Source organism: Cylindrospermum sp. FACHB-282, assembly GCF_014697195.1.
Taxonomy (GTDB): domain Bacteria; phylum Cyanobacteriota; class Cyanobacteriia; order Cyanobacteriales; family Nostocaceae; genus Cylindrospermum.
On the sequence record NZ_JACJRJ010000063.1, the window covers coordinates 19,084 to 32,335 of the forward strand.

10 protein-coding genes and 1 pseudogene are annotated in these 13,252 nt (G+C 43.5%); 2 read left to right on the forward strand and 9 right to left on the reverse strand.

The features are described from left to right. Positions 1 to 202: 202 nt before the first annotated feature. On the reverse strand, positions 203 to 823 hold the full coding sequence (locus H6G32_RS23585; protein WP_190462740.1) for a CBS domain-containing protein: 621 nt from the start codon (positions 821 to 823) through the stop codon (positions 203 to 205). A 372-nt stretch (positions 824 to 1,195) separates the two neighbouring features. Between H6G32_RS23585 and H6G32_RS23590 the strand changes: the two genes are divergently transcribed. Further along, positions 1,196 to 2,305, forward strand: a complete 1,110-nt coding sequence (locus H6G32_RS23590) for a hypothetical protein (protein ID WP_190462742.1) — start codon at positions 1,196 to 1,198, stop codon at positions 2,303 to 2,305. A 46-nt stretch (positions 2,306 to 2,351) separates the two neighbouring features. Here H6G32_RS23590 and H6G32_RS23595 read toward each other — a convergent pair whose 3' ends face one another. The 5 genes from H6G32_RS23595 to mfd form a co-directional block, all read right to left on the reverse strand. Next, positions 2,352 to 2,705, reverse strand: coding sequence for a toxin-antitoxin system HicB family antitoxin (locus tag H6G32_RS23595; protein ID WP_190462744.1), 354 nt, complete (start codon positions 2,703 to 2,705; stop codon positions 2,352 to 2,354). A 19-nt stretch (positions 2,706 to 2,724) separates the two neighbouring features. Then, positions 2,725 to 3,078, reverse strand: a complete 354-nt coding sequence (locus H6G32_RS23600) for a DUF5615 family PIN-like protein (protein ID WP_190462746.1) — start codon at positions 3,076 to 3,078, stop codon at positions 2,725 to 2,727. Next, positions 3,078 to 3,311: a DUF433 domain-containing protein gene (locus H6G32_RS23605; protein WP_190462748.1), complete on the reverse strand. Its 234-nt coding sequence runs from the start codon at positions 3,309 to 3,311 to the stop codon at positions 3,078 to 3,080. The genes H6G32_RS23600 and H6G32_RS23605 overlap by 1 nt, the downstream gene beginning before the upstream one ends. Positions 3,312 to 3,446: 135 nt before the next feature. Continuing rightward, on the reverse strand, positions 3,447 to 4,070 hold the full coding sequence (locus H6G32_RS23610) for a Uma2 family endonuclease (protein ID WP_190462750.1): 624 nt from the start codon (positions 4,068 to 4,070) through the stop codon (positions 3,447 to 3,449). A gap of 111 nt (positions 4,071 to 4,181) precedes the next feature. Continuing rightward, on the reverse strand, positions 4,182 to 7,655 hold the full coding sequence (mfd, locus tag H6G32_RS23615) for a transcription-repair coupling factor (RefSeq protein WP_190462752.1): 3,474 nt from the start codon (positions 7,653 to 7,655) through the stop codon (positions 4,182 to 4,184). 294 nt (positions 7,656 to 7,949) lie between these two features. Between mfd and H6G32_RS23620 the strand changes: the two genes are divergently transcribed. Then, complete coding sequence (locus H6G32_RS23620) at positions 7,950 to 9,269, forward strand: hemolysin family protein (protein ID WP_190462753.1); 1,320 nt, start codon at positions 7,950 to 7,952, stop codon at positions 9,267 to 9,269. 195 nt (positions 9,270 to 9,464) lie between these two features. On the opposite strand, the gene H6G32_RS23625 is transcribed toward H6G32_RS23620, so the two are convergent. The 3 genes and pseudogenes from H6G32_RS23625 to H6G32_RS23635 form a co-directional block, all read right to left on the reverse strand. Next, positions 9,465 to 10,646, reverse strand: a complete 1,182-nt coding sequence (locus tag H6G32_RS23625; RefSeq protein WP_190462755.1) for an aldo/keto reductase — start codon at positions 10,644 to 10,646, stop codon at positions 9,465 to 9,467. Between the two features lie 400 nt (positions 10,647 to 11,046). Next, positions 11,047 to 11,160, reverse strand: a pseudogene (locus H6G32_RS23630) (IS1 family transposase); the annotation flags it as partial. Positions 11,161 to 11,409: 249 nt separating this feature from the next. Then, positions 11,410 to 13,059, reverse strand: a complete 1,650-nt coding sequence (locus H6G32_RS23635; protein WP_190462757.1) for a glycoside hydrolase family 44 protein — start codon at positions 13,057 to 13,059, stop codon at positions 11,410 to 11,412. Between the last annotated feature and the right edge of the window lie 193 nt (positions 13,060 to 13,252).

The following is a 13,252-nucleotide window of genomic DNA, read 5'->3' on the forward strand; positions in this document are numbered from 1 at the left end:
GTAAGGTTAAAAATTATCCTCAATATTCCGTATAGTAGGCATCTGGCCTGTTCGCAATACGGAATATAAAAATTTTGGCTGAAAACCCCCGTGCATTTATGCCGGGGAGTGTCAATTTGTGGATTACTTTATCGTCGCAGCTAATCAGCACCGTACCCGCAATTTCTCAAAGAAATAAATTGCCCGATGCAACATATCTGCATTAAGACTGATGACTTCGGCATTCTGGGGCAGCTGGATTTTCCCTACAGTATTTCTCAAAAGAAACTTTGGCTGATACCATGCCTTCAGCTTTCTGATGAGCTGCTTCTGCCTGGAGTTCTTCTACCTCATCCCAGGCCGTAGCGCAGGCTTTCGAGTAAGCTCCTTCTTGGGTACAAGTAGCACGAGCATCTGCGATCGCTTTTTGAATTTTCTCATCCAGCAGCAGCGCTTTGGGAGCTTCCACAAAGTCACTCTTTGTGAGAATATCTGTAACCGAGATAATACCCAACAGCTTACCTTGAATTACGGGCGCTCTGCGAATTCCTGTATTGGCAAACAACCGCGCTACATATTCCACACCCAGATCAGGATTGACGACAATGCAGGGCTTGCTCATAATTTCGTAAACCCGCACTGCTTTCGGGTCTTTGCCGTAAGCTGTTATCTTGTAGACAATATCTGTTTCTGTAACAATGCCATAGGCATCATTATCATAGCGACGATCCACAACCAGAGCACGCAATCCTTTTTCTTTCATCAACTTGACCGCTTCAGCAACAGTAGCCGAACCGCGAATGGTAACTACGTCCTTGGTCATGATATCTTCGGCTTTCATCATTACTAAAATCTCCTCGTAAATGGTACGGTACGGTGCGCAGCATTACCGCGCACAGTTTGGTAACTAGGGAAAAAGTTGAACTGTTATCCAGCCACAACAATAAAATTAGTTCAGCTTTCAATTTGTGATGCTATCCAAAGTGACCGATGTCCAAAAACAAAGCATAATTTACCTTAACTTTTTAGAAAGCTTGGTCAAAAAAGCCAAAAGTAAATTTTTAACTCATAACTCCGTATTACTAATGACTAATAACTTTTGAGAGGCTAGGATCAAATAAACATCCGACTGTAGTTGTGATCCTTCCTATTGAGGATTTGCTCTCAACTTGCGTCTATTTGTCTCAGTTTCCAGCCAACTTCAATCATCTAACCCATGCCACATAGTCAATACCCTCCCGCCTACTTACGCTATCTCAGAGCCAGGTTATGGAATTTAGGGCGACCTGGTTTTTGGGGAACAGCAATTTTTTTATTTGTTATCGGGTTCGTAATTCGGGAATACTGGTTAAATCCAAATATTTTCACACACAAGCAAAATACCGAAGTCGCTTCGCCAAAGCCTGGTGAATCCTCATTTTCAGAAGAAGATAAAGCTGTGGTGGCGGATATTGATAACTTGCCAGTCCTATTGAATGACTTTGAGCAAGCAACTCTCTCTATCACTACAATCAATCCCCTGGGAAACACTCAGACAAAGAAGAGCGAAGGCTTAATTGAGGATGTGATTAACAAGCAAAATGCTGCTGCTAGTAAAGCAAAATCCAATCCTGGCTTGGGGATAGTTAATAGCACACCCTCTCCAAATGTGAAAAATCCCTTTGTGCTTCAAGCAGAAAATTTATTGCGGTCTGGTACAGGTGATGGTGGCCAATTTTTAGGGGTCAATTCTTTAACTACATCACCAGAACCAACAGAAACGACAACTTCCTCTAGCTGGGAAATGGGATTAACTAACAAGACTAAAAATAATCAAAATCCTGTCTTAATCAATCCCTTACAAGCAGAAATTAATCAAGCGACAAATCAGAATTTTTCTAGGCTGAATAATTCTACTTCAAGTCAAATAAATCCTTTGGGGCAAACCTCCTCTAATGGAGCAACGATGATGCTACCCAGTCAGAGTTTACCACCTGGTACGGGAATGGGCTACACTCAGCCAACTGTTACTAACCAGCCACAAAACCCCTACAGTAATTATAATGGCGTGCAGACTTTGCCAAACGTGGTAACACCATCTACGGCAGTGCTTCCTGTCACTCCTGCTGCACCTAATAATATTTCACCTGATTCTGTGCAGTCTTCAACTCAAAGTATTACTAATAATACAACTCCTGTGGGATATGCCAACTATGGTAATACTAGTTTGCAGCAGCCTAATCAATTACCAACATCTACATTTAGCAATCCCAGCTTAGAGCAACCTAATCAATTACCACAGTCTAACGATTTATATCCTCGTCGGGTACGTGGGTATAGGAGATAGTGGAGATAGTTTGGCGATCGCTTTTTTAGCGTAAGGCTAAATTCTCTTAAACTGCTGCACTCAACAAAGACACAACATACTGATTCAGACTCACTCCTTGCTGTTCAGCAGTTTCAGCCAAACGACGATGCAGAGATTTAGGCATCCGCACCAGTAACTTACCGCTATAGTTATCATCTTTACTGGGTAAAGGAATCTCATCACCAGCTTTATAAGCTGTTTCAATCCACAATTCCCGCGCTTCATTGATATTTGCTACAGTTTCTTCTAAGGTTTCACCTTGGGTGAGACATCCCGGTAATTTTTTTATTTGTGCTACATATCCTCCTTCTGGGTCAGGGTAAAGTGTGACAGGATATTGAAGAGTTAAATAATATTCTAGGGATGGTTTTTCAAGCATTATCTATCTTGAGAATATTTCATTGATGAACAATTATCGTATCTCTACTCATTTCGATGACCGAATATTGCTGAAATAATTCTATTAGTTGTGGTAAATTTTTGATAAATATTGCCTCAAGTTCTGTGTTCTTAATATTGCCTGTTGTAACTTGTAGTAGCTTGTAAGGTTGTTGCCTAATTATAAAAGAATCGAAAAAGTCAGAATCTTTACTAATAACAATCCGACTTTCCTGAATTGAAATTGTATTTATTTCTTCATTAGTGGTGGCATTTCTGTTAGGTAAATCTTTAGTATGGATTGTGTCATAACCAGCAGATTGCAAGATAAACGCCACATTTCTTGGTAATTGGGCATCTACTAAAAACTTCATTATGCTATTTTGTGTATGCTTTTTACCTGACTAAGACGAGCCGCAAATAACAAAACAGCTAAAATATCTTCACGTTCTAAATCATCGTAATCGGCTAAAATATCCTCAATACTCATACCCGCACTGAGTAATTCTAAAATAAATTCAACTGGGTAGCGTAAACCTCGAATACATGGTTTACCGTGACAGATATTTGTATCAATTGAGATTCGTTGTAAAAGTGTGTTGTTCATGGTTTCTTTATTTTACTCAATGACAGGAAACACCAAATATGAAGCATTGCTTAAGGCTGTCCCAAAAGCCGAAAATGACCAACTATCGTTGCTCCATATCGTGTTCAATTTGTATAGTGCGTAAGTTCTATATATTTAGTCTCCAACACCTGCCTTAAAAATTTGTTCAGCGGTCAATTTTAAATTTGGGAAAGTGGGTGAATTAATTATCTCAGAGCCTCTAAATTGAGTAACTTGGTACTCTGCCTCAATTAAATTATAAATAGAGAAAGTAGGTCGTTTGGGATTACCTATATATCGTCTACCACCCAAACCTAAATAATCAATAATCCAATATTCAGGAATACCTAAAAATTCGTATTGTTCTAATTTAAGTGCGTAATCGTCACTCCAATTTGTGGAAACTACTTCTACAATTAACCTAACGGAACTACCTATAGTGATGATTGATTCTCTTTGCCAGCGTAGCTCATTATTATTAACATTGCGCTTATCTAAAACAATCACATCTGGTTCATATCCTGATTCTCCTGGCGCTTTAATAATGCATTCTTTGGGGATGAAATAGGGTAATTTAGAATTACGAATTTCTAAGAATAATTCACCAGAGGTAAACCCAGCAACTTCTGAGTGCATTCCTGTTGCTTTCGGCATTGCTATAATTTCCCCATCATGTAATTCATAGCGTCTTTCGCTTTTTTCTGGATACCAAGCGATAAATTCATCAAATGTTACTTGCTGGGATAAAGCCTGTATCATGATTTCTTTTCGATAACTTCTGCGGACTGATATAGCAATCTTAGGTGATTCATAAATACACGCGCAGGCTAGAAGCCTGCGCTACAAGATTTTTTAGCTGATCTTAATTACTCACACCAAAGCTGCTTCAGGAATTGCACCTTGCATTTTACCGAAAGCGTCAATTAAGTTTTGCAACTGCTGATCTGCCTTAAAAACGCCCAAACCGCGAACCGTTACCTTACCCGGAGAATAGACAAAACGCGATCGCATACTTTCTGTTAAATTCTCCGCTAACAAATTCCAAGCAGGTTCAGCCATTGGGGTTTCTAAAACGATGTGTTGCTTGTTCTCTGGCTTAATCCGGCTAAATCCGAGATTTTTCGCTAGCTGCTTCAGTTCCATCACCCGCAAAAGTTGATTTGCAGGTACGGGAATTGCCCCAAAGCGATCGCACCATTCACCAGCAATCTGCTTTAATTCTCCCTTAGATTTAGCCGTTGCCACCGCCCGATAAGCACTCATCTTTTGATCCAAATCGGTAATATAATCAGCAGGAATAAAGGCTGTAAGGTTGAGGTCAATTTGGGTATCATCAACCTTGGGTATTTCTTGACCACGAATTTCCCGAATTGCCTCTTCTAACATTTCCATATACAAATCAAAACCGATGGCATCCATTTGACCAGATTGTTCTGCACCCAGCAAGTTACCCACCCCGCGAATTTCCATATCTCGCATTGCTAGCTGATATCCAGAACCGAGTTGAGTAAATTCTTGAATTGCTCGTAACCGTTGCCTTGCTGCATCAGTTAGAGCCCGCTGCTTGGGATAAAATAGCCAGGCGTGAGCTTGGATTCCCGCACGTCCCACACGTCCCCGCAACTGGTACAATTGAGCTAACCCAAAGCGATGAGCATCTTCAATTAAAATGGTGTTAACTCGCGGAATATCTAACCCAGACTCAATAATTGTCGTACAAACGAGGATATCTGCGTCATTATTGCTGAAAGTGAGCATGGTTGATTCTAACTCGCTTTCATCCATTTGACCGTGAGCGATCGCCAATCTGCCTCCCGGTATCATCTCCCGCAAATTAGCTGTAGTCTCTTCAATTCCCTCCACTCGCGGCACCACATAAAACACCTGTCCACCTCTATCTAATTCTTGACGAATAGCAGTGCGGACTATTTCTGGATTCAGCGGTGCGAGATGAGTTTGAATCGGCCGTCTCGTTGGGGGTGGTGTGGTAATCAAACTCATTTCTCGAATTCCCGACAAAGACATATACAAAGTCCGGGGAATGGGAGTAGCTGACAGGGTAAGCACATCAACTTGAGTTCTCAGGCTTTTAATTTTCTCTTTCTGATTGACGCCAAACCGCTGTTCTTCATCTACCACCAACAGTCCTAAATCTCGGAAACTCACACCTTTACCCAGAAGTTGCTGCGTCCCGACGACTACATCTAATTCACCTGTTTCTAGTCGCTTGAGAATCTGACGGCGTTCTTCAGGGCTGCGGAAGCGGTTGAGTAATCCCACATTTACCGGGTAAGGGGCAAAGCGTTCTTTTAAAGTGTGGTAGTGCTGTTGCGTTAAGATGGTGGTAGGTGCAAGAAGTGCCACTTGTTTACCAGAGGTGACGGCTTTGAAAATAGCGCGAATGGCAACTTCTGTTTTACCAAAACCGACATCACCACAAATTAAGCGATCCATTGGGCGATCGCTTTCCATATCCCGTTTGACATCTTGCACAGCCTTGAGTTGGTCTGTGGTCGCTTGGTAGGGAAAAGAGTCTTCTAGTTCCTCTTGCCAAGGCATATCTGCGGGATAGGCAAAACCTTGTTGTTGCGATCGCGCTGCATACAATTTTAACAAATCCACCGCCAACTTCTTAATCGCTTTGCGGACTTTGTTCTTAGTATTATCCCAAGCTTTCCCAGTCATTTTGTGCAGTTCTGGTGCTTTATCGCCATTAGTGCGGAACCGTGAAAGAGAACCCACTTGATCAGCTGCCACTCTCAGCAACCCATCAGCATACTGCACCACCAAATAATCACGGGTTTCATAGTTAATCGTCAGACTTTCCAGCTTGACAAATTTACCAATGCCGTGGCTTCTGTGAACCACATAATCCCCCGGACGCAATTTGTTGGGGTCAACTTGCTTAGAAGCAGCTTTGCGGCGTTTGCGGATATAGCCAGGAGTCGCTAGAGAATGCTGCCCAAAAAATTCGCGGTCAGTAACAACTACTAATCGATATGTAGGCAGAATAAACCCTTCTAATTCCGCCAGACCAGAATATTTGAGGGCAATTGGCGTATGGTTGATTTGTAACTTATCAATTGCTTGGTAGTCGCGGGGATTAGGGATAAACTGAGCCGGACAATCGTGTTCTTGCAACAGAGAGACAGAACGGGAAGGTTGAGCAGAAAGCAGCCAGATAGAAAAATTGCGATCGCGATCTTGTCTAATTGTTTCCGCTAATTTAGCAAACTGGTGTGGCGTGACAGGAACAGGTCTACTCGCTAGATTCACACCACTATTTTCCTCAGCCAATTCCGATAAATATAACCTTTTAAATTTGCTAGTTTCAGCTAAACATTCATCAAAAGAACGGTGAATTCGAGGCAATTTACCAGCGATCGATAACTGACTATCAGCATTTTCCACCCAGCGATCGCTATGAGCATAACACTGTTCTGGCTCATCAATGGCAATCAGAGTATTTTCTGGTAAATAGTCCAGCAGAGAAGCTGGTTGCTCAAAAGCCAACCCCAAAAAACGCCGACTACCTTCTAAAACTGCTGAGTCCTGAGTAATGAGTTCTGAGTCTGAATTTAATTCAGCATTCAACACTCGAAACTCGGCACTATCTTGCAATGCTGACATGACAATAGGCGCAAAGCTAGTAGGAGTCAGAGTTAGCTGTTCAACTTTATCCAAAGCAGAACGTTGAGTTGTTGGGTCAAATTCCCGAATTTGCTCGATTTCGTCCCCAAACCATTCCAGTCTAACTGGCAACTCAGAGGAAACCGGGAACACATCCACAATATCGCCCCGTCGGCTCCATTGCCCTTCCGTTTCCACCAGAGGCACTCGCTCATATCCTAGAATCGTGACTTTTTCACTGAAAGCATTCAGGTCGTATTCCATCCCCTTTTTGAGGGTGAGGCAAAAAGAGCTAAAAACCAATGGTGGTGGTAAATGAGGTTGCAGCGCCCCCGCTGTCGCCACAATTGCAGTTTTTGTCTCCGTTACCCCGTCCCTACCCACCAAATCTGCCAGTACCTGCATTTGTCCCCAATTCAACTCCGTTTCAGGGTCAAAGGGTTCATAGGGGGACGCCTCAGAGGTGGGGTAAAAATGCACAGTCTTCCATCCCATGGCCTCCATTTGTGCGTAAACCCGCCCAGCTTCCTCCAAAGTGGCACATACCACGAACAAATCCCTGCCCTCATTGTTCGCCAATGCCGAAGCTACCAAGCCTTTGGGCAGGCGGGAAATGCCATTTAACCGCAATTCTTGTTGTTTATTGAGCTTAGAGACTAGTTCTGTGGTCAGTGGCGATCGCGCCAAAGCACGCACAATAGAAGAAAATGCCATAAGTTGTATTAAAGTTGGAAGTCGTTGCAGTGAAAAAATCTAGAAGTCCTTGATGTCAACCATTTTAACAAGTCGCCGTAATTCCTCTCCCTCTTAGGGAAGGGTAGGGACAGGATGTAAGTCCGGTAATGCCGAAAGCATCTACGACCAATTTTTTGCCTAGCCAGAAGAGGTTTACCCAGTCTGGGGCGAAAGTCAATACTTTATGTATAGTCAAAGCATTTATAGAATCACGTTTAATACTAGATACTAGGATTTAAGCTACATTCGCTTTCCATAGCGGCAATTCTAAACATGTCTTCCATAACTTTTGAAATTTTAATCATCTTGGTGCTAATTATTGCCAATGGCGTCTTCTCCATGTCTGAGATGGCAATAGTCTCAGCGAGAAAGGTCAGGCTACAACAGCTAGCCAATCAAGGAGACCCAAAAGCACGGGCGGCATTAAAGCTGGCTGAGTCTCCAAATCATTTTTTGTCCATTGTTCAGGTGGGAATTACACTGATCAACATCCTCAACGGTGTTTTTGGGGGAGCTACCATTGCTAAAAGGCTGGCAGAGTATGTCCGGCTAGTCCCTTTTTTAGCGAGTTACAGCGAACCAATCGCCTTTGGGGTAGTAGTCTTGCTAATCACCTATTTTTCACTGATTGTTGGTGAACTCGTACCGAAGCGTCTGGCATTAAACAACCCAGAACGGACTGCGGCCCTGATCGCTATTCCCATGCGAGCTTTGGTAGCCCTTGCTTCCCCAGTGGTATACTTACTAAGTGCTTCTACAGACCTAGTGCTGCGAGTGTTGGGCATCACACCCTCTACCGAGCCGCAAGTGACTGAGGAAGAAATTAAAATCTTAATTGAGCAAGGTACTGAAGCGGGAACCTTTGAGGAAGCCGAACAGGATATGGTAGAACGAGTCTTTCGTTTAGGCGATCGCCCTGTCAGTTACTTGATGACACCCCGTCCCGATATTGTCTGGCTGGAGTTGGAAGACACCCCTGAAGAAAACCGCCAGAAAATAGTTGATAGTGCCTATTCTCGCTATCCAGTGTGTCAGGAGGGACTTGACAATGTCTTGGGCGTTATCCCAGTCACTGACTTATTAGCCCGGAGTTTCCGCAGTGAACCCTTAGATTTAACTGTGGGATTGCGACAGCCCGTATTTGTACCCGAAAGTACCCGTGGGTTGAAAGTTTTGGAGTTATTCAAGCAAACTATCACCCACATGGCCCTGGTAGTTGATGAATACGGCGTCATTCAAGGATTAGTCACCCTCAACGACATTATGAGCGAAATAGTCGGTGATGTTCCTGCTGGCCCTGGACAGGAGCAACCACAAGCTGTACAACGGGAAGATGGTTCCTGGCTTGTGGATGGAATGTTACCTGTAGAAGAGTTTTGGGAACTTTTCGCTCTCGAAGAGTTGGAAACCGAAGAAAGAGGTAGTTATCAAACCTTGGGTGGTTTTATCATCACCCATTTAGGACGTATTCCCGCCGCCGCTGATCATTTTGAATGGCAGGGAATGCGTTTTGAAGTGATGGATATGGATGGTAACCGTGTTGATAAAATCCTAGTTGTGCCAAGGGTAAATCAATCGGCAGATGTTATGTAATTGGTAATTGGTAATTGGTAATTGGTAATTGGTGAGCCAGTGCGCAGAACCGTCTTGTTTCCACGCCACGTGCTTTAAGCCGGGGAACCCGTCCAACGCAGTGGCTCCCCATGAGCAACTGGCGAACCCGAAGGGTAATTGGTAATTGGTAAAAGTATTATCCACATTACCTATTACCCATTAGCCATTAGCCGATTAACTTTGAGATAGACGTTTTACCTCTGCACCTGCTAACATCTGATGAGCTTTTGCTAGCATTTTAGGGATTTTATCAGCGTGAGGACTATGGGCGAGACATTGCCCCAGGTCTAGTTGATCTAGCTTATCTGCTTTGTTGCCAGGAAACCAGGAATTACCATTACCCAGCAAGTTGTAGCGCATTTTGCCGTAATCTACCATGTCGTAGGCGATCGCTAAATTTAACAACAACAAAATTACCCACATATTCACCTGACCCGGTGTTTCTTCCCAACTGGGTAAATTGATTTGCCAGTTTTTTACCCAGTCTTCTCCCAAAATGGCGATCGCTTCTGACTCTAACCGCGCCAAAATAGGGGGTAAGATTTCCCCAGCCTGATCTAGCAATGCTAAAGTTTTCAAGTGTTCATCAAAATCTTCGGGTTTTGCTGCCCCCACACTTAAAGTATGCACCTCTTGATGACTCAGACAAAACAAATCATTAAACACCATCGGACTCAAAGGGGCGCAAAGATTAACTAACTTTTGCGGTGGTTCATACAACAAACCTCCTTTATTTGATGGGCTAATAATAAACACCCCCATGTCGTGGCGTTTAGCTGCTTCAATTGCTGCCCAATTCCATTGATTAATATAATACCAATGCAGGTTAACGTAATCAAATTTATTCGTATTAATCGCCTGGATAATTAAATCTGTTGCCCCGTGGGTAGAAAAGCCAATAAATCTCACTTTTCCTTCTGCTTGTAGCTGCTGTGCCACATCCAAACAGCCACCGGGACGGATACTGTATTCTAAAGATTCAGCATCGTTGATACCGTGTAACCCCAGTAAGTCAACATAATCTAGCTTGAGATATGCCAGTGATTGTTTAAATGTCCGCCGAAATTGTTTCGCATCTGCTACCGGATTGACTTTTGTCTGAACAATTAACTTATCGCGGGGAAACTTGGGCAATATTCTCCCCAACTGCATTTCGGAAGTACCATAACCACGGGCCGTTTCGATATGATTAATCCCCAGATCAACTGCCCGGCGAATAGTCGCTTCCAAATTTTTCTGCTGTTCTGCCGGAATATCCTTTTGGGAAACATCCTGCCATTTAAACTGATATCTCATGCCACCGCAGGAAAACACTGGCATTTGTAATTCTGTGCGTCCAAATCGTCTATATAGCATCAGTAGATTTTGGATTACTTGCCAATACAATATAAAATAGAACTTACGCACTATACAAATTGAACACGATATGGAGCAACGATAGTTGGTCATTTTCGGCTTTTGAACATGGCTTTGTAGGGTGCGTCAGATGTCGAAAATCTGTTCATTATTGCCAAATTATTGGGTCTGACGCACCCTACAACAGACTTAAGCAACGCTCCATATTTGGTGTTTCCTGTCCGTTAAGTCCCATAAAATATAAATGGTAAGCTGACAATCCTATAATGTGCATACCATCATTCAATCTAACTCTTGTGGGGTGGGCAGGAAAGCCCGCCCTTGATGTTCAAATTAAAAGCCCAACAGCTTATTACGGCAGAGCGGAATTAAAAATTCGGTAGTGATGCATAGTAATGATTTAACTTCGTAAACTAGCGTTATGGTGATGAACGAAATACCAGACTGCTCCAATATGATTGTCGAAAGATTTTGAGAAGGATAAAGTTTTACGTACTAAGGGTGAAACTCGTTGAAGTATTTGGCGATGGCACCGCGGACGCCCCAGGCATCGCAAAACTTTTCGGTCTACGGAAATTAGTATATTCCCCTCCGTTTTTCACATCTGGAGGGGATTTTATTGCACAAAGCGATCGCCTGAATCAATAACTAGCAACTTGGATTATTATTCTCTCATGAGAGTGATGGAAAAGCGCTAAGGTGTCAGACCAGACAAATTTCCATCCTGGGACACTTGCTGATCTGCACAAACGACGTTTTGTTGCTATATAGAACCAGCAATAATCAATAGATTGATTGATCTTGCTGCAAATGTACTATTGATTGCACCATTACTGATAGGTAGATCGGTCAGTTTTGCAATTGAAAGGAGCTTGGTAGCAGCACTATAATGGTAGTATTGTGCAGATTCTCCTCCTATAAAACCACCAAGATCGATCTGGGCTGAGAGGTCGTTATCAGATTTATTAATAATCATCACGGTGAGAGCACGATCGCTACTGCGTTCAGCGGCATAAATTGCCAGCTGCCCCTGATCGGCACTAGTAGCCAAAATACTGATATCACCAAATTTGCCCCCTTGACCATCATAATTCTGGTACATCCGAAAGGCAAACGCTCCTGGTTGGTCGGCAGTTGGTGGTTGCCAAAGGGTTGCTAACCCCACATCCTCACGCCCAAAAATCCCTAGCACATCGGCTTGAGCCAAGGCTCCATTCATACCATCAAGAGCACCCCAGTTATACTCCGAAATAGCTAACTTTAGACCAGGGTAGTACTTATTAACCCAAGCATGCATGCGAGGGATCAGGTACACCGCAGTATTGCCATCTTCAGTATCCTTGATCCAGCTTTCATCCACATAACTTGTATCCCACAGGGAGCGGGTACTGCGAAGTCGGCGCGCCCAGACCACGAGTGGGTTAGTTGTATAGCCGCCATCTGATGAAAGTGCGACACCCGCCGCCTCTGGGTAATAATGGAGGCAAAAATAGTCAATAGTACGCTGGCGGCTCTCCTGATCGCGCTCATAGAGTTTAGCCAGATACCAAGCCACAAATGCCTTACCTTTGTGGGCATCACGGTCTTTTTCGGCGGTTTCATCGGGGTAGGAGCCATATGATGAATAGAAGTAGCGCATCCACCCATCCTGTACGGGCCCTAAAATCTGGGCATTTGGATCGGCTTGGCGAATAGCAGCAGCGTAATCGATACTGCGCTGCAATAGTTCTTCGTAGCTTAAATAGCCAGGGAAGACATCGCGGTGGGTCTCAAACCAAATCCCCGGTTCATTATCGAGTGCATAAAAACGGACGCCACCCTCCGAGGCATCACCAAACTTCCCCACTAGATGCCTCACCCAACAGTTTACAAAATCAGGACTAACTGCAATGCTAGTATCGGCTGGGTAATTATAAACAACCAGTGATGAATCGGGGCGAATCCCATTGCCACAATCGGGATCGAATTTGTCAGTTGATTGTTGCTCACCATATTTACTGACCTTAAAACCGCAGTTATAGGGGTGATCGAGTAGGTTCGGGTCATTTTCTGCTTTAGCTTTAGCAACCCAGCCAATGAGTGGAACGGTGATTAATGATTCAATTCCAGCATCCTTGTTACGTTGAATAAAGCGATCAGCAGCAGAATTATTGGGAAGTTCTGAGCGCTTTGGGTTATCGTAGGGGATATTTTCATAATACCAGTCCTTGCCAGTATTGTAGAAATCATTCTGCCAATTGTAGCGACTTGTGGCATTGCCACCCCAACGAACAACTGGTGGTTTGATGGCTTGGCTTAGTTCGGCAAAATGCTGATCATTCATGCCAATAGCATTAATACCATAGATAAGTGGGCTAATGGGATGCCTAGGTGCGGCAGGATTGATACTAAGTTGAAGGGTTAGTTGAGTCATAATTAGTCTTCCCTAAAAAAACGTGTTGAATAAACGTAACCATAGAGGACTCCGATTTTATTTTTGAAAACATACTTAGAGTGACATACTCCTACACTGACTCTAAGAGTACAGTGTAGGCTTCCAAGACAATCCGGCTATTGCTTAGGAGACTCTTGGCTTTAAGAACGGGATGCCCCGCCGCTCTGTTTTT